The organism is Pseudomonas umsongensis, assembly GCF_002236105.1.
Taxonomy (GTDB): domain Bacteria; phylum Pseudomonadota; class Gammaproteobacteria; order Pseudomonadales; family Pseudomonadaceae; genus Aquipseudomonas; species Aquipseudomonas umsongensis.
Genome location: NZ_NIWU01000001.1, coordinates 1,043,138 through 1,059,444 on the forward strand (window position 1 = coordinate 1,043,138; position 16,307 = coordinate 1,059,444).

At 52.5% G+C, this 16,307-nt stretch carries 15 protein-coding genes; 6 read left to right on the forward strand and 9 right to left on the reverse strand.

The window, feature by feature from the left end; translation table 11 throughout:
- The first annotated feature begins 196 nt into the window (after nucleotides 1-196).
- Both PSUM_RS04575 and PSUM_RS04580 read left to right on the forward strand, forming a co-directional pair.
- Nucleotides 197-1,756, forward strand: coding sequence for a sensor domain-containing diguanylate cyclase (locus PSUM_RS04575; protein WP_083349088.1), 1,560 nt, complete (start codon nucleotides 197-199; stop codon nucleotides 1,754-1,756).
- A gap of 289 nt (nucleotides 1,757-2,045) precedes the next feature.
- Nucleotides 2,046-3,038: a TerC family protein gene (locus PSUM_RS04580; RefSeq protein WP_033041311.1), complete on the forward strand. Its 993-nt coding sequence runs from the start codon at nucleotides 2,046-2,048 to the stop codon at nucleotides 3,036-3,038.
- 148 nt (nucleotides 3,039-3,186) lie between these two features.
- On the opposite strand, the gene PSUM_RS04585 is transcribed toward PSUM_RS04580, so the two are convergent.
- From PSUM_RS04585 to PSUM_RS04625, 9 genes are all read right to left on the reverse strand, one after another.
- A complete protein-coding gene (locus PSUM_RS04585) occupies nucleotides 3,187-4,137 on the reverse strand; it encodes a DMT family transporter (protein WP_083349089.1) in 951 nt (316 codons plus the stop codon).
- Nucleotides 4,134-4,706 (reverse strand): TetR/AcrR family transcriptional regulator, encoded by a 573-nt coding sequence (locus PSUM_RS04590; protein WP_033041313.1) that lies wholly within the window; start codon nucleotides 4,704-4,706, stop codon nucleotides 4,134-4,136. Before PSUM_RS04590 ends, PSUM_RS04585 begins: the two co-directional genes overlap by 4 nt.
- 769 nt (nucleotides 4,707-5,475) lie before the next feature.
- On the reverse strand, nucleotides 5,476-5,934 hold the full coding sequence (locus PSUM_RS04595; protein ID WP_083349090.1) for a hemerythrin domain-containing protein: 459 nt from the start codon (nucleotides 5,932-5,934) through the stop codon (nucleotides 5,476-5,478).
- A gap of 640 nt (nucleotides 5,935-6,574) precedes the next feature.
- Complete coding sequence (locus tag PSUM_RS04600; protein ID WP_080725393.1) at nucleotides 6,575-6,715, reverse strand: DUF2256 domain-containing protein; 141 nt, start codon at nucleotides 6,713-6,715, stop codon at nucleotides 6,575-6,577.
- Nucleotides 6,712-8,250 carry a cryptochrome/photolyase family protein gene (locus tag PSUM_RS04605; RefSeq protein WP_033044592.1) on the reverse strand — a complete coding sequence of 513 codons (1,539 nt, stop codon included), beginning with the start codon at nucleotides 8,248-8,250 and terminating at the stop codon, nucleotides 6,712-6,714. The genes PSUM_RS04600 and PSUM_RS04605 overlap by 4 nt, the downstream gene beginning before the upstream one ends.
- A gap of 25 nt (nucleotides 8,251-8,275) precedes the next feature.
- On the reverse strand, nucleotides 8,276-8,581 hold the full coding sequence (locus tag PSUM_RS04610; protein ID WP_083350156.1) for a DUF6482 family protein: 306 nt from the start codon (nucleotides 8,579-8,581) through the stop codon (nucleotides 8,276-8,278).
- A 14-nt stretch (nucleotides 8,582-8,595) separates the two neighbouring features.
- The gene (locus PSUM_RS04615; protein ID WP_033044514.1) at nucleotides 8,596-9,306 is read right to left on the reverse strand and encodes an SDR family NAD(P)-dependent oxidoreductase; all 711 of its coding nucleotides are present in this window, start codon (nucleotides 9,304-9,306) and stop codon (nucleotides 8,596-8,598) included.
- Between the two features lie 35 nt (nucleotides 9,307-9,341).
- Nucleotides 9,342-9,902 (reverse strand): GTP cyclohydrolase I FolE, encoded by a 561-nt coding sequence (gene folE / locus PSUM_RS04620; protein ID WP_033044513.1) that lies wholly within the window; start codon nucleotides 9,900-9,902, stop codon nucleotides 9,342-9,344.
- Between the two features lie 105 nt (nucleotides 9,903-10,007).
- The gene (locus PSUM_RS04625) at nucleotides 10,008-10,436 is read right to left on the reverse strand and encodes a thiol-disulfide oxidoreductase DCC family protein (protein WP_080725387.1); all 429 of its coding nucleotides are present in this window, start codon (nucleotides 10,434-10,436) and stop codon (nucleotides 10,008-10,010) included.
- A 663-nt stretch (nucleotides 10,437-11,099) separates the two neighbouring features.
- On the opposite strand from PSUM_RS04625, the gene PSUM_RS04630 reads away from it, so the two are divergent.
- The 4 genes from PSUM_RS04630 (at nucleotide 11,100) to PSUM_RS04650 (ending at nucleotide 16,297) form a co-directional block, all read left to right on the forward strand.
- Nucleotides 11,100-11,993, forward strand: coding sequence for a transporter substrate-binding domain-containing protein (locus PSUM_RS04630; protein ID WP_083349091.1), 894 nt, complete (start codon nucleotides 11,100-11,102; stop codon nucleotides 11,991-11,993).
- 522 nt (nucleotides 11,994-12,515) lie between these two features.
- Nucleotides 12,516-13,784, forward strand: a complete 1,269-nt coding sequence (locus PSUM_RS04640) for a cystathionine gamma-synthase family protein (protein WP_083350157.1) — start codon at nucleotides 12,516-12,518, stop codon at nucleotides 13,782-13,784.
- Nucleotides 13,785-13,918: 134 nt separating this feature from the next.
- Entirely contained in the window at nucleotides 13,919-15,355 is a 1,437-nt protein-coding gene (locus PSUM_RS04645) for an amino acid permease (RefSeq protein WP_020797499.1), read from the forward strand.
- Nucleotides 15,356-15,406: 51 nt separating this feature from the next.
- Nucleotides 15,407-16,297, forward strand: coding sequence for a LysR substrate-binding domain-containing protein (locus tag PSUM_RS04650; RefSeq protein ID WP_033045435.1), 891 nt, complete (start codon nucleotides 15,407-15,409; stop codon nucleotides 16,295-16,297).
- Nucleotides 16,298-16,307: the final 10 nt, after the last annotated feature.

Below are 16,307 nucleotides of genomic sequence, written 5' to 3' on the forward strand. Positions count from 1 at the left end.
TCTTTCGAGCACATGCGAAAGGGGGAGTCGCAGTGCAGAGCACAAATCGTATCGGATCTGATTCCTTGGGAATTTTTTTCAATGCTCAGCGACCTTTAAATCGGCATTTATCGTTCGTTCACCCGCGATCTCTTTTAGCTTCAACGGTGCTTGCCAAGGCTCGGCTCTCACTCTGCGCCTTGGAAAAGTTAAAGTGATGCTCACCAGGCGGCGCCGCTCCCTGGCAGGTTTCATTATCCTCGCTGTCGGATTGGTCGGTTTTTCAGCTCTGTTACTGCTGAAGTCTGAGACTGAGCGTAGAGAAAAGCGTTTCTCGGAATACGTGCAAAATATTTCAGGTATCGTGCGAAATCAGCTTGATACTAATGAGGCTGTGCTGGCGGGTTTCTCGGCATTTCTTCAGGCCGTCGATCAGAGCGATACGGAAGCTGCGGCCCGGTATGCAGCTGTCGTTTTAGCCGCTTACCCTCATATTTATATGCTTGAGGCGGCGCGGGCGGTACCCATCGCCGAACAGGCGGCTTTTGAAGATCTGTTGCGCCGTACTTGGCGTCCAGACTTTCAACTCAAGGATTTTCCGAGTCTCACTCACCAACCTGCGCAACATCAGGTCTATCTCAATGAGACTTGGCCTGTGTTGTTCATGTACCCCTTACTCCCTGAATCGAGTTCGATCTATGGCGTCAAGCTAGAAACCGTCGCCTATCTCTCCTATGCGTTGGCTCGAACACACAATAATCAGAAGCCGGTCGTATCGCCTGTTTTCTCAATGTATGAGGGCGGTGACGCTTACATTCTGATGCAGTCAGTCATTCGTCCTGAACAGGATCGAGAGAACACTCGCCCCAATTTCTTTGGCAGCACGATGGTGTCTTTGCTTTTGATCAAGACGGATTCGCTAAAGGATGCTGTGAGTTATGCGAACGTGGATCCCCTGGTTCGCGTCAGTGCGGCCCTGAAAACCGCTGCAGGATCTGAAAGCAATGTTTTTTCAACGCAGACCGAGCAAGCCTGTATCTTGGATCGCTTCCTATTACCGGCGCTATCTGACCGGGTCGAGATCAGGAGTGTTTCGCAACCGATGACCTTGTTGTTTGAGCGTCAGTTGCGATTGGAGGATATTCTGACAGCGCAAACATTGATCATCCTTGCGGTTCTCGCGGGGGCGTTCGTGCTTGTGCCTGTGGTGTTGACTCGGCATTTCAAAGCGATCGAAAGAGCAGAGGTTGAACACGAACGCTCGGTTTATCTCGCAACTCATGACGTGCTCACCCAATTGCCTAATCGCTACCTTTTCGCCGATCGCTTTGAACAGGCCTCCGCCGATTGGAAAGTGAACGGGGTTCCGTTTGCCGTGCTGTTGATCGACCTGGATCACTTCAAGGATATCAACGATAAGTACGGCCATGAGGTCGGCGATCAGGTTCTCCGAGCGGTCGCAAATCGCATGCTTCAAGCCACTCGCTCGTGTGACACCATCGCACGCTACGGCGGGGATGAGTTCGTGATTCTGGTTACAGGCATTACCCACCCCGAGAGTGCGGAACTGAAGGCGGCGAGAGTGCTCGAAACCATCGAGCAGACAGTCGTGACCAGTGCGGGAGAGCTTTCAATATCGTGCAGTATTGGTGTCTCGCTCTGTCCTATCCATGGCAATAGTCTCGATACATTGCTTAAGGCAGCGGATCAGGCCATGTATGGCGTTAAACAACTGGGGCGAAGAGGAGTCGCGATGACTGAGTCCCCGCAAGCTTGAGATGCTTATAGGATGTTCAGGCTCATTTAATCGCTAAGTTCGGCAACAAAAAAAGCCAGGGAGCCAGGCTCTATTAAAGGTTCTCTGGATGCAGATATCATTTTTGCATATCGGCATTCCGACTTCTGATGCGGCCTTCCAGATTGAAATAACTTGCAACTCTTGTGTGATTGAGAAACCGCACGCGTCTCTCTAGATTTGATGTCGCAATGCCGGGCCCCTCTGACAGCTACCCGCTGCCATGTCGGAGTTGCAGTTTGTACAACTTCGACACTTAGAGGAGGGGCTCATGACTGCCCTAGAACCGTTCTTCCTGGCCGAGTTCCTCGGCACCGCCACTTGGTTGTGGCTAGTCTTTATCAGCATCGTGATAGGCCTGTTGGTCTTCGACCTCGGGGTTCTCCACCGTGAGCAGCGAGAAATCGGCGTTACTGAAAGTCTGCTGCTGTCTGCTGGCTATATCACGGCTGGCTTGCTGTTTGGCCTCTGGGTCTGGCAGGTCAAGGGGGTTGACGCCGGGATGGATTTCTACACCGGTTTTCTGATCGAGAAATCGTTGTCGATGGACAACGTGTTCCTGATGGCGATGATCTTCAGCTTCCTCTCTATCCCGCGCAGGTATCAGCACGAGGTGCTGTTCTGGGGCATTCTCGGTGTCATCGTGATGCGCGCGATCATGATTGGCCTGGGGGCGGCGCTGATCGCCGAGTTCAGCTGGATTCTCTATGTGTTCGGCATCTTCCTGCTGTTAACTGGAGTGAAGATGCTGTTCAGCAAGGTCGATGCCCATCCAAACCTTAGCGAAAACCTGCTGGTGAAGTTCCTGCGCAAACACATGCGGGTGACCGAGCAACTGCATGAAGGGCGCTTCTTTGTCCGTCAGGCAGATGCCAGCGGCAAGTCCGTGGTCTGGGCGACGCCGTTGTTCTTGGCCTTGGTGCTGATCGAGTGTGCCGACCTGGTGTTCGCCGTGGACAGTGTGCCGGCGATCTTCGCCATCACCCAAGACCCCTTCATCGTCTACACCTCGAACATCTTCGCCATCCTTGGCCTGCGTGCGTTGTATTTCGCCCTGGCGGCGATGATTCACCGCTTCGCCTACCTAAAGTACGCGCTGGCACTGGTGCTGGTGTTTATCGGAGGCAAGATCTTCCTGGTCGGCATCATCGGCAAGATTCCGGCGGTTATTTCCCTGAGCGTGACCCTGGTGTTGCTGCTGGGCGGTGTGCTGCTGTCGCTGTGGAAAACCCGCGTCCAGGCCTCTGCTGGCACGCAGGAGTAAATCCAAAAAGGTGGTGGCCCCGGTCGGCTACCTCCTAGCGAATTGGCGACTCTGAGAAATGGGGTAGTGATGAACAAGACGCTGCAAAGGATACCAAAGGGGCTATTACTGCTGCCGGCGCAGTCGAATTAGTTTTGGCCAAGGTCAGTTATCCCACCACGAGGCGTGTTTGCCTGCGATAAAAGACGTGAATTGCCCATACCACCCCGACCAATAGCAACCCTGTCCCAAGCGCTTCCATAGGAGAGGGCCAGCGTTGGTTGATCAGCAGGCCCATCGTAGTTGCATAAATGGTTCCGCTGGCGATCAATTGCCCGCTGAGCGCCAAAGGTAGACGTCGAGTTGCAATTGACCACGCCCAGGCACCCGCAAGGGTAGCCCCTAACCCCTGAATCAACCCACAGACTAATAGCGCCTGAGTACCTGCTAACCCGCTCGGATGGCTAGCGAAGTGGGACAGGTTCAAGTGCAGACCAACGGGTATGAACGCCAGCATCTCGACGCTGCACATGAAGATCAGCATGGCTGACCACAACATGGGCGACATGCTTGGGCGCTGAGCCAAAGCACTTTCATTTAACAATCCAAAGCCCGTCCAAAATCCAATTGCCATTAACGATGCGAGCAGCCCCAGCAGTATCGAATGGGTCGGGAGCACCACCTTTGCGGCGCTAAAATCAAACACGCTCAAGTTGACCAAACTTATGCCCAATGCGGCCACCAGCAGCGGCCCGGCAATGGCGCGCCAGGGCACGCTGGAGCTTCGCATGTTGCCGGCGATCGCTAGCACAATCGGTACTGACCCCATCATTACCGGAGGAATCACCGGCCCAGCTGCCAAGACCGCAGTGGTGATCAGGAAGAAGTAGCCGATGTATCCCAAGAAGCCCAGCAGTGCTGCACAGGCCCAGTCGGTGAGTCGCAATTGCCTCACTTCGCTACGGTAAACAAACAGCACAAGCAGACTACCTAAACCGGCAAAGGCATAGCTCACCACAGCCAGATCAAAAAGGCTGTAATCGCCGACCAACCCCGGAAAGATGTAGAGAAGTGACCAGGAAAAAGTGGCGGCAATGGCCGCTATTAAACCTAGAGTCATACGCTCTGCTCCTTCTGGCATAGCTTCCGGATCCAGCAATGAGCTACGTGCCGGGCAGTGTCGAATACCCGCACATCCTGGCCCATGGCGCCGCTGACAAAACTACCCTCCAGCAAGATAAAGAGCCCCTCAGCAACTGCGTCAGGGTCGCTTGTACCGGCGCTCACAGCCAAATCAGTAAGTTTTTCGCGTATCCCTTGCTTATGCCTGCTCACTGCCAAATGCACAGGGTGGCTAAACTGGGGGAATTCAGCCGCACTGTTGACGAACAGGCACCCGCGCTCGCTATCTTGCAAAAGAAAGCGTTGATACAAATCGAAAAAAGCGAGCATGCCACTGACCGGGTCAGGATGCCCTGCCAAGGTGCGCGCTACCTCTTCACGCCAGCGTCGGTCACGCTCCTCAAGGCAAGCCACTATCAGCGCATCTTTGGAGGGGAAATGGTTGTAGAGCGTCATCTTGGTAACGCCCGCCATCGCGGCGATGGCCATCACACCAGTAATGTTTATACCTTGTGACAGAAATAGCTTCAGCGCTGAGTCAATCAAGCGCTCGCGGGTATTGTCCAATTTAAGGCACTCCGGCATAGCGACGGAATTGACTATACTGACCGGTAAGATCTGGATGTACCCAAATACGACCTGAATCATGGCCGCTACGACACAAGCCACAGCATGCTAAGGCGGCAGTAAATCGTAGGTTTGGCCAATCAGGACGTTCGCTACGCTAGCTAAACGCACCCTGCACCCGAGTGGTTAACGCATACGCTCTTGCCTCTGGTATGTGACGGGAATCGATCCACTGGGTAAGGATGTGCATTTATGGGGCTAGTTGTAGAGGTCGGCAAAGCGCCAATAACATCATCTTTGAAGCCGATTACGCTTGCAGCGACGTTTGAGGGCTTGCCTATTACATCGGATAAATCACTGAAGCTGGAACAAGCCCGTTTTCTGGCAATTTAGCGCCACGATGCTATCTTTTAACATCTATCAACCGAAATGGAGGTCGTCTTCAAGAAACCGATCGCTTCGAAGCAATAGGTAAGTTTGGACGGCAATACACGATTGTTGAATCAACGAGCCAGTCGTCACGAGATGCCATGATTGGCGATGAGTCAAAGTGGGTTAACGGATCATCATATTTGCGCGCGATAGATTTTGGGCCGGTCAGTCAAATCAGCGATTCCGAGTTTATAATTTTTCTCACCGGAGAAAAAGTGAAGAGGCTTAAATGAGCGCATTTCAATTTTCCGATTACCAAATCAAGTAAAGCAAACCGAGCTTGTTAGATCGCGGACTAAGTAGTAGCTAGAATTTTAAGGTCTACGATAAGACCCAATTAATGCCACTGACGTTTTATTTCCTGCCACTGCTCGTCTGACAGCCACTTATCTGCCAACGGAAAGAAAATATTTTCCTCCGAGTCCATATGATCGAAATATTTTTTGATAAAGTCATCGATAGTGTCAGCAATTACTCTCGTTTCCTGAGTTGTATCCTCCAACATCTTTAGCTGTCCAGCAATGCGTCCAAATGCTTGATGATCTCGCTCGATATCCTTGACCCGTTGGTGGATCGGTGCCTCAGTCCCTAGCAAATACAGCCGAATAAGTTCTTCATTTTCATGGTGGTGTTGTTCTTCGTCACCATGCATGGCTTCCAGCATCTTGAACAACAACTTGCAGTCATCAGAACCATCGGATTCATGCCTTATCTTCCTCAGCAACTCTTTGATCTGAGTGATTTTTATAGCTGCCTCATGATGATAGGCCTGAAGTTCTTTCAACAAGACGTTCATATCAAAACCTCGTCACGACACCAAACCATCTCACAGAAAAATTTATTAACTAGCAACCTCAAAGGCAACCAATATTTTAAATTTCCATATATATCAATACCTTGTTAATCGAGCTCGCCAAAATGACTTAACATTTTTAGTATAGGCGAGCATAGAGCTCTCATCCCCGAAAATTTGCCGCCTTTTGAAAGAATTAAATATTAAATGAATAATCATATGCACCATTTAGATCTTTCGGATGTCGTCGCGCGAATACCGAGGGAGAGAGCGGTGCCGCCCATAAGGTAGATCCCGAGCGTTTTTTAGGAAGCTTCCAGTCAACTCATGTCCGCTCATGCTCCAAATCGGAAATTGACAACGGTCGTTTGCGATGGTGTCATATGGCCACTAATAGCGAAGGGGGCTTGGATAGGGCGTGAAGATGATATCGAGAGCTGTTGTCCCTGAAATTCGAACGGAAAGGGGATCCATGCGAAACAAAACGGATTTCTACTGCGAGACCACGACCAGAGCTTTTAATCTCTGTGCCTAATGTGTAGAAGCTGCGACTGAAGACCACCTACCAGACTCAAGTTGAAGGCGTAGATCCTCGGGTGCTTTGAGTCCCTGCAGGAGACGTACTCTTATCTGTTTCACACTCTCACCATTCAATGCTCCTGCGCCGTTGGCAACGCTGCGAGCAATAGCGCACTTGAGCCCAGCAGCGCGCCCATTTCTTGCGCCAGGCGAAGGGCAGTCCGCAGACCGCACAGGTTTTGACCGGGAGTTCACTCTTCTTCAAAACGACTCCCCGGCATCCAGTTTGGTGAGCAGTTTCTGGCCACGATCCCATAGCGCTTGCTGCTTTGATTCAGTCATGCGATCGAGGTTTTTGTAGACCATGCCCATGCGCTGATTGCCGCGCAAAAGGTCGGCGTGACGCATTAGAAAATGCCAGTAAAGCGAATTGAAAGGGCAGGCGTCGTCCGTCGTGCTTTCACTGACTTTGTACACGCAATTACGGCAGTAGTCGGACATGCGCTTTATGTATTGGCCACTGGCGCAGTAAGGCTTGGAGCCCAGGTAACCACCATCGGCGTGCATGACCATACCCAGTGTGTTGGGTAGTTCGACCCAGTCGAATGCGTCCATGTAGATCGCCAGGTACCAGTCGCAAATCCGGGTTGGCGCGATGCCGGCCAGTAGTGCAAAGTTGCCGGTCACCATCAGCCGCTGGATATGGTGGGCATAGGCATGTTTCAAACTTTGGTCGATCGCTTGGCCCATGCAATTCATCCTGGTGTCGCCCGTCCAATAGAACTCTGGAAGCGGTCTGCTGTTGCCAAACAGATTGCCATAGGCGTAGTCGGGCATCTTCAGCCAATAGACGCCCCGAACGTATTCACGCCAGCCGATGAGTTGGCGGATAAAGCCTTCAGCTGCATTCAGCGGGATCCTGTGCGCCCAATAAGCAGCTTCCACGTCGTTACACAATTTACGCAGATCCAGCAGACCAATATTCAGCGCGGCGCTTATCCGTGCATGAAACAGGAAGGGCTCATCACTGGCCATCGCATCTTGGTAGTCGCCGAAGGCTGCCAGCCCCCAGTCGAGGAAGTAGTCCCACAAGGCTTGGGCATCGTCGTGGGTCACCGGGTAGTCAAAGTTGTCGAGGGCGCCATAGTGGCCGGAGAAGTTTTTTGCGACCAGTTCCAGCACGTGCTGTGTCATCGCATCGGCCGAAAAGCGCATGGGCGAGGGGGCTCTTAAGCCTTTGGGAAGTGCCTTTCGGTTTTCGGCATCAAAGTTCCAGGCGCCGCCGACCGGGCTGCCGTCACCATTGAGTAACAAGCCGCTCTTGCGCCGCATCTCACGATAAAAGAACTCCATGCGCAGTTGTTTTTTATCCTTGGCCCATGACGAAAACTCGGCGCGGGTGCAGAGAAAACGGCTATCGCTATGCCAATGGATCGCTAAGCCACAGTCCTTGAGCGACTGCTCCAGGCGCCAATCTCCACACTCGGTCAGGTGCAGTTCCACTGGGTGCAGCAGCGACTGCCAACGTCGTAACTCTCCTGGCACCGATCCGCTGTTGTGCGGATCGTCAAGGGTGACGTATTGCACTCGCAGGCCGAGCTGCTTCAATGCTTCGGCAAAATGGCGCATCGCACTGAAGATCAGCGCGATTTTTTGCGGATGATGAGGTACATGGCTAGCTTCCTCCATCACCTCAACCAGCAGAATCGTATCCTGCTCGGCATCCAGCCCCTTTAATGATGGCAGGTCGAAGGACAACTGGTCACCCAAGACCAAACATAGTCGGTGAGTCTTGTTCATTCGACAGGTTCCAAAGGAAAGAGAATCACCAGGGTGCAGTCAGCGAAAAAGAAATGCGTAACGACTCGATGGGCCCTTCCCGTGAGCCGCACATCTCGTCATGGACACACTGCTGCACAAGCACGCAGGGGAATGGTGGGACAAACTGCAACAACTCACGCAGATGATTAATGGAGTGAAGGTGAATAGGCTTTGCTTCATCGTTCAGCAGCGTGAACTGGCCGTGATCCAGTCTGACTCGCGCCAGATAAAAACCGCCTTCCAGAGACAGCAGCTCCAGCTCTCGTACTTCTCCCTTCGCGGCCCGTTCGGTCAACGCTTGCAGATTCAACATTCACTCCCTGCCTACCAAGGTAGGCGTTCTCCGGTATATGCAAAGAAATTGCCGCTATCGGCAGGCGCCAAACGATCAATCAGTGATAACAACTCCTCGGCAGCAATACTTGCCGGCCTGGCTGCCGAGGCACTACGAAAGGGTTGTGAAAGGCCCGAAACAACGGTGCCAGGATGAAGGCTCAATAAGCGGGTATGAGGGCGTGTCCGTGCGAGTTCGATCGCAGCCGTTTTAATCAACATGTTCAATGCTGCCTTGGAGGCGCGATAGGCGTACCAGCCCCCCAAACGGTTATCGCCGATGCTGCCCACCTTGGCGGAGAGCACCGCCATCACGCCGTGGGGGTCAAGCAAGGGCAGGAAGTGACGCAAAACAAGTGCAGGCCCGAGTGTGTTGACTTGGAATATCGCCTGGAGCGCATCCGATTCAATAGATGTGTAACTTTTTTCAGGCTTGATGTCTTCGCGATGAAGCAGACCGGCAGCATGCAAAATCAACTGGTAAGGAGCTTCTTCAGCTAATTCGACGGCCGCGCTGGCGATACTGTCGGGCTTTTCCAGATCCAATCCTGGAGCACTGTTGCGCCCCAGTTCACGAACAACCGAACATTTTGGATCTTCGTTGAGCAACTCACAAAACGCGGTGCCAAGCGCTCCACTGGCGCCTATCACCAAAGCACGGTAGCCCTCGCCAAGGGAGTTCATACGGAAGGAACTGTTCATTTAGCCTCTGCGCAGAAAGACATGTTTTTTCGGCGCTAACCGATTCGTCCTATCAACTGAAGGAATTCGTGACGCGTAGCGGACGAATCGCGAAAGGCGCCCAGCATCACCGATGTGGTCATCACCGAGTTTTGCTTCTCCACGCCTCGCATCATCATGCACATGTGCTTTGCCTCAATAACCACAGCCACACCGGCTGCATCGGTCATGTGCTGAAGGGCGTCGGCAATTTGTTTGGTGAGGTTTTCCTGAATCTGTAAGCGTCGGGCAAACATATCCACCACTCGTGCGACCTTGGACAGGCCCAATACCCTGCCTGTCGGGATGTACGCGACATGAGCTTTGCCGATGAAGGGCAACATGTGGTGCTCGCACAATGAATACAGTTCGATGTCGCGCACGATGACCATTTCGTCGTTCAGCGATTCGAACAGTGCGCCGTTGATAACTTCCTCAAGATTCATCGTGTAGCCGTTGCAAAGGTACTGCATCGCTTTGGCTGCGCGCTTGGGCGTATCCAGCAGTCCCTCACGGTCAGGGTTCTCGCCTATGGCGACGAGAATTTCACGGTAATGCTCGGCTATTGATGGGTTCATTTAGACTCCTCGCAGCCATGCTGCGCTTCATCAGACGGCAATCCTTGGTGGTAGGGCCGTTTCTACTGCGCACGATATGAGGCAGATAACACGAGTTGCGCGAGATCACCTGTGGCTCAGGCTCTTCGTCGCGCACCGGTTACCGATACATCGACGGCGGCCATCGGGGTGAGGTAACCACGCTAAATGGGGACGAAGACGACAAAACAGCCGATAACAGAGTGCAAGCAGCGGTCTGAGTGCACGCCAGCTAAGCGGTTGGGCCCAAAATCCCAGGCCAGCGGCACGCCAGCTCCATAGGGTGGCATCCAGACCGCTAACCCAGCGGCCGTCGGCGAAACAGGCATGAAGCGTCGCCTGCATGTGCTCCAACGTGAAACCAAGTGCTTTGGCGTCAAACTCAGCACTGTTTATGTCAACAAAAAGCAGTCGGCTCTCTGCGGCGTGTCGGCGCAGAACCTTAATTTCTCGCGCACACAACGGGCAATCGCCGTCAAAGTACAGCGTCAGTGGCCAACACCTTTTATTATACATTGATCATATCTCTGTATAGGTTTTGTACAAGATAAGCTCAAAAAAACGACCTGACAATCACGGGCATTCCTTTGCCGTTAAATGAACCAATCACGGCAGGCAGGCTTCACCCGCGGCACACCGACTGCAGTCACCGTAGCAGCAAACATCACGAGACTATCTTTGACGTATTTCAGGAAGCGTCACAGGCTGCCCCCGGAAATGCGACACACCACGCCCCAGTACGGCGAAGATCAAGAGGGCGACACAGACATAGAACATCAGCTTGCCGGGCACCGACCAGGCTGGTTTTAACCAGCATACGAGGGGAGGGTTTCATCACCCCCTGACAGACGGCACTACATCGCGCATCGCTGCATAGCGGGCTGAGGTGACTGGCTCCGACGGCGTGGAGTATCGGGTCGGCCATCAGTGTGCTCTATAAAATCGCGAGGACTTTCGCTGACGATATGTTACCCCGCGGGAGGTGGGAGGGCAGGGCGTGAGTGCGCCGTAGCGGAATGCGGTTTTCTGTAGTCGCATTTTCTTGATCTGGCGCAAAGTATCTACCTTCCTTGGGCGTATCTTTTTTATGTTTCTAACAACATTTTTTAGAAATGCTGGAAATTGGCGCTCATCCTTTACGTTTGTCAGTGTGTTTTTTCATACTTTCAAGGGAGTCCCATGAAAACCTCATATTTCGTAGCAGCGGTAATTCTCGCTGCTGGCTTGTCTGCCATCACCCCTCACGCCAACTCGCAGACACTCGAAAAAGTTGCCGACAGTAACAAAATCACCGTGTCTTACCGCGAGGCATCGGTACCTTTCAGCTACTTGATTAGCCCCACCAAAGCCGTGGGTTTCTCAGTCGATTTAACCGATGCCATCGTTGATGATGTGCGCAGGAAGCTCAAGAAGCCGAACTTGGAAGTGGCTTACATTCCTGTGTCTTCGCAGACCCGCATTCCGTTGCTGGTCAACGGCACATACGATCTGGAGTGCGGATCCACCACCAACAACGCTGCGCGTGGCAAGGACGTAGCTTTTGCAATTAGCCATTTCTACACCGGTACGCGCCTACTGACTAAGAAGAACTCCGGCATAAAGAACTATACCGATCTCGCAAAGAAGACTGTCGCCAGCACCGCCGGTAGCACCAACGAGAAGGTCATCCGCCAATACAGTACCGACCACAATCTAGACATACAGATCGTCCTGGGCAAAGACTACGACGACTCCTTGGCACTGGTTGAAAATGATCGTGCCGTGGCGTTTGCTATGGACGATGTACTGCTGTTTGGCCTCATGGCGAACTCTAAAAATCCCGACGCGCTCGAAGTAGTGGGTGATGCGCTGCAAGTTGAACCCTATGGCTGCATGCTTCGCAAAGATGATCCTGAGTTCAAGGAATTGGTCGATGACACCATAACCCGTCTCATGACGTCAGGCGAATTCGAAAGGCTATACACCAAGTGGTTTCAATCACCGATACCTCCGAAAGGAATGAACCTGAACATGCCAATGAGCGAACAGCTCAAAGCCAATCTCAAGGCCCGCAGTGACAAACCAGCGCTGTAAAGCTACCGGGTGAAAACGACCGATTCTGCTGAAAGCCGGTTATGAACAATTACCTGATCATTGACCGGTGAAAACGGTGGTTGCCTCGCTGCGCAACCACCTTCCGTTCGGCGTTTGCGTCAACCGGCCATGCTAACGCTGCCTAAGCTCTGATTTACCGGAAATTATTCCGGAAAATACAAGGAAGGTGTGGCATGACGTTATTGAAGTGCTGCACGTCCATTTTGTTGCTTACCCTGGCAGGTTGCTCGACCAGCAGCTCTTATAAACCGCCACCAGTGCCTTCATCCGCAGTGACGCTCAATGATGAGCAAATCCACGGCACTGAGGGGCCTGAGCAGCTGAATGTTGGTGAGAACTTCTCAGCGAGTAACGGTGACACTCTGTACCTGGCATCCAGCCATTAAAAAAAGCACCCCTTACTCCCAGATATCATGATTTTTCACAAGCACGAGCCTTCCATATAGTCCTCCCAAGCCCACCAGGAACACGGTTGTGTTTCCCTTGATGCGAGACAACTTTATGGAAAACAAAAAACGCACCGTCCAAGCTTCAGAGGTTGGGATGGGAACTCGAGCCGTATGGGGAGGAGAGCAGGTTCAACATCCCTATAATGCGACCCAGGCACCCATAGTGGTCAGTGCCGCCTACGGCTATGACGATATCGACAAGTGGTATGACGTGGCATTGGGAAAGGAGCCCGGCTTCATTTACAGCAGGATGAGCAATCCCACGGTCTCTGTCCTGGAAGATAAACTCTGTGAACTCGAAAGCGCAGAGTCTGCCGTAGCTTTCAGCACCGGAATGGCCGCAATCAGCGGTGTACTACACACCTTCCTATCCTATGGGCAGCGTGTGATATCTACACGTGACAGCTACGGTGGTACGAACAAGATTTTTGAGGAGTTCCTTCCACGCATGGGGGTGGAGGTCACCCTTTGCGATACGCTCGACACTGTGGTTCTTGAGCAGGAGATTGCTAAAGGATGCAGCGTCCTGTACTTGGAAACACCCACGAACCCTACGCTGAAAATTGTTGATATTCGGCGCCTTGTGGCAGCGGCGAAGCGAGTGGGTGCTTTGGTTGTTGCGGACAACACATTCGCGACGCCTCTAAATCAGAATCCGCTCGCTTTAGGCGTTGATGTGGTTGTGCACAGCGCGACCAAATTTCTGTCCGGTCATGGTGATGTACTCGGCGGTGTAGTCTGCGGCGCTGAGCATCTGATGTCTCAAGTTCGCCATTACCGCGAAATCAATGGGGCATCGCTGGATCCTTTTTCGGCGTATCTAATCATCCGTGGCATCAAGACTCTGGCTCTGCGCCTTCGTCAGCAACAGGCGAGCGCACAACTTTTGGCCGAGTACCTCTGTACCGAGCCGTTGGTAGAGTCCGTGAACTATCCGGGCTTGCCTCAACACACTGGTCATGACATTGCTCGATCGCAAATGAACGGATTCGGAGCCATCGTCAGCTTCGTGCTTAAAGGAGGCATGGACACTGTCACTCGTTTGCTCCCGCTGCTCAGATATGCGCATCGGGCGGGTAATTTGGGTGCGGTCGAGACTATTTATGGGCCTGCTCGGACAACCAGTCATGTGGAAAATACCCCGGAAGAACGTCAGGCACTTGGAATTTCCGAAGGTCTGGTTCGGGTGTCTGTAGGAATTGAAGATTCAGCAGATTTACTGGCTGATCTAAAGCAAGCCTTCGCTTTAGTGCGAAGTAAACAAAATGATGCAATCCTTCACGCTGACAGTGCCAAACGTTTCATTGAGATAGAAGCCTGAATGCAGGCAGGACTTTCGATATTCATCTTAAGCCATTCATGAAGAATGAAAATAATAATATCCAGCGACGAAAAAATTGTACTGCCAAAAAACCAGTTACAAGTTTTGTCCGAACATTTCATGAGAATACAACTATGTCCACGCGTATAGAAAATAATCAGCCCGATCCAAACTCGCGCTTTAAAAAGGAAATGCAAACCCGTCATATCGTTATGTTGGCACTGGGCGGTGTGATTGGTACGGGGTTATTCCTTACCTCCGGTTACACCGTGAATCAGGCAGGGCCGCTCGGTGCGGTGATCGCTTACATCATCGGTGCGGTGATGGTGTATTTAGTCATGGTCTGTCTCGGTGAGTTGGCTGTACAGATGCCAGAAACCGGATCGTTCAGTAGCTACGCAACGCGATACCTTGGCCCAGGCACCGGCTATACAGTGGCCTGGCTTTACTGGCTCACATGGGCAGTCGCTATCGGTTCAGAGTTTACAGCCGCGGGTATACTGATGGTGCGGTGGTTTCCTGAAACGCCGGTCTGGATTTGGAGTGCGTTGTTTGCCATTGCAGTCTTCTTAAGCAATGTTGTCTCTGTCCGGTTGTTTGCGGAAACTGAATTTTGGCTTTCGCTGATTAAGGTCCTGACCGTTATCACGTTCATAGCGATCGGGGGGGCGGCAATTATCGGACTTTTGCAAGTACAGAGTCTGCAGGGGGCGGGACTTTCCAACTTCACTCGTGAGGGGCTGTTCCCCACCGGGTTCTTGCCCATTGCAATGACCCTCCTGGCTGTTTCCTTCGCATTTTCAGGAACAGAGCTGATCGGAATTGCTGCAGGCGAAGCGAAAGATCCACAAACCAGTGTACCGAAGGCAATCCGCACGACAGTGGTGCGTTTGGCGTTGTTCTTTGTGGGAACAATTTTCGTCCTTGCGACCTTACTGCCACGGGAGCAGGCGGGACTTGTAGAAAGTCCATTCGTCATGGTGTTTGAGTTGATTGGTATCCCATACTCCGCCGACATTATGAACTTTGTCATTCTCACTGCACTGATTTCTGCCGCCAACTCTGGGCTGTATGCAGCATCGCGCATGCTGTGGACATTGAGCGATCAAGGACATATGCCTAAGCGCTACGCCAGGCTTTCCAGGCGCGGAACGCCCGTAAACGCCATCGTTCTTAGCATGGCAGGAGCAGTGGCTTCTCTGCTCAGCAGTGTGTTTGCCCCTGATACGGTTTACTTGGCTTTGGTGTCCATTTCCGGTCTGGCGGTCGTCGTCGTGTGGATGAGCATTGCTGCAAGCCAGATCGCGTTCCGTCGTCAATACGTTGCCAATGGCGGACGCGTTGAAGACCTGCATTTCCGTGTGCGTGGCTATCCGTGGGTGCCTATCGGTGCAATGTTGTGCTGCCTCCTGGCCTGCGTCGGTATTGCATTTGATCCGGAGCAGCGAGTGGCGCTTTATTTCGGCCTGCCCTTTATTGCGTGGTGCTATTTCGTTTATTGGATCACTCGAAACAAGAGAGCAGAAAGGTTGGCATTAGCCGCAGCTGCTCATTCTTCTAGCACTGCGTGAATTTCTCAGGCAATGATTGAGTATAGATAACGCCCTGATGAGGTTGCGCCGATGAGTCAAAAGTCACTACCACCCTTGAATTGGTTGAGGGCATTCGAAGTATCGGCGCGTTGTTTGAACTTTACCCACGCATCGCAAGAACTCCATTTGACTCAAGGGGCCGTGAGTCAGCAGATTCGTCAGTTAGAAAGTCACCTCGGTGTGGCGCTGTTCAAGCGCTTACCCCGAGGGCTTGGCTTGACCGAGGAGGGGCAGTCGTACCTGCCTGTTGTTCAGGACGCGATCAGTCGCCTTGCCGTTGGCACGAACGAGATTTTCGGTCAGCACAATCGAAGACATGTGAAGGTGCGCGGCAGCCTTTCCTTTCTTCATTATTGGTTGGCCCCCCGACTCGCAGACTTTTGTCGGGAGTATCCCCAGATTGATATTCGATACATCAGCAATCTTTGGGTGAAAGAACCGGATGGTGAGGATGACCTGGAGATCCGGTGGGGATGCGGTGAGTGGTCTGGCTTGCACGCTCAGCGATTGACCTGGGACATCCTTCAACCTGTTTGCTCTCCAGATCTCATGGTCAGATCACCCATACATGAGCCTCGCGACTTGATGAACCATTCCCTGCTTCACGTGTTGGGTTACGAAGAAGGTTGGGGCTATTGGTTGAAGCGAGTTGGAGCAGACGACGTCGATTATTCCCGTGGGCTTCAGTTTGACACGCTGATTTCCACGATTCGCATGGCCGAATTGGGGCAGGGCGTTGCGCTGGCGCGGTCTTCCGTTGTCGAGGATTTGCTTCAGAGTGGGCAATTGATTGCGCCATTCAATCACCGAATAGAGGCCAGCGAATCTTTTTATCTGGTGCACGAGCAGTCCGAAGTGCTATCGCCTGATGCCGCAAATTTTTCTACTTGGCTGGTGGCTCAAGCCCATCGCCTTTTGTAATACCGATTGG

What these genes read in the sequence shown, in the direction of transcription:
- PSUM_RS04605 (WP_033044592.1), bottom strand. Translation starts at nt 8,250, where the DNA reads ATGAACAAGACTCACCGACTATGTTTGGTCTTGGGTGACCAGTTGTCC.
- PSUM_RS04650 (WP_033045435.1), top strand. Translation starts at nt 15,407, where the DNA reads ATGAGTCAAAAGTCACTACCACCCTTGAATTGGTTGAGGGCATTCGAA.
- PSUM_RS04580 (WP_033041311.1), top strand. Translation starts at nt 2,046, where the DNA reads ATGACTGCCCTAGAACCGTTCTTCCTGGCCGAGTTCCTCGGCACCGCC.
- PSUM_RS04645 (WP_020797499.1), top strand. Translation starts at nt 13,919, where the DNA reads ATGTCCACGCGTATAGAAAATAATCAGCCCGATCCAAACTCGCGCTTT.
- PSUM_RS04575 (WP_083349088.1), top strand. Translation starts at nt 197, where the DNA reads ATGCTCACCAGGCGGCGCCGCTCCCTGGCAGGTTTCATTATCCTCGCT.
- PSUM_RS04585 (WP_083349089.1), bottom strand. Translation starts at nt 4,137, where the DNA reads ATGACTCTAGGTTTAATAGCGGCCATTGCCGCCACTTTTTCCTGGTCA.
- PSUM_RS04615 (WP_033044514.1), bottom strand. Translation starts at nt 9,306, where the DNA reads ATGAACAGTTCCTTCCGTATGAACTCCCTTGGCGAGGGCTACCGTGCT.
- folE (WP_033044513.1), bottom strand. Translation starts at nt 9,902, where the DNA reads ATGAACCCATCAATAGCCGAGCATTACCGTGAAATTCTCGTCGCCATA.
- PSUM_RS04640 (WP_083350157.1), top strand. Translation starts at nt 12,516, where the DNA reads ATGGAAAACAAAAAACGCACCGTCCAAGCTTCAGAGGTTGGGATGGGA.
- PSUM_RS04595 (WP_083349090.1), bottom strand. Translation starts at nt 5,934, where the DNA reads ATGAACGTCTTGTTGAAAGAACTTCAGGCCTATCATCATGAGGCAGCT.
- PSUM_RS04630 (WP_083349091.1), top strand. Translation starts at nt 11,100, where the DNA reads ATGAAAACCTCATATTTCGTAGCAGCGGTAATTCTCGCTGCTGGCTTG.
- PSUM_RS04625 (WP_080725387.1), bottom strand. Translation starts at nt 10,436, where the DNA reads ATGTATAATAAAAGGTGTTGGCCACTGACGCTGTACTTTGACGGCGAT.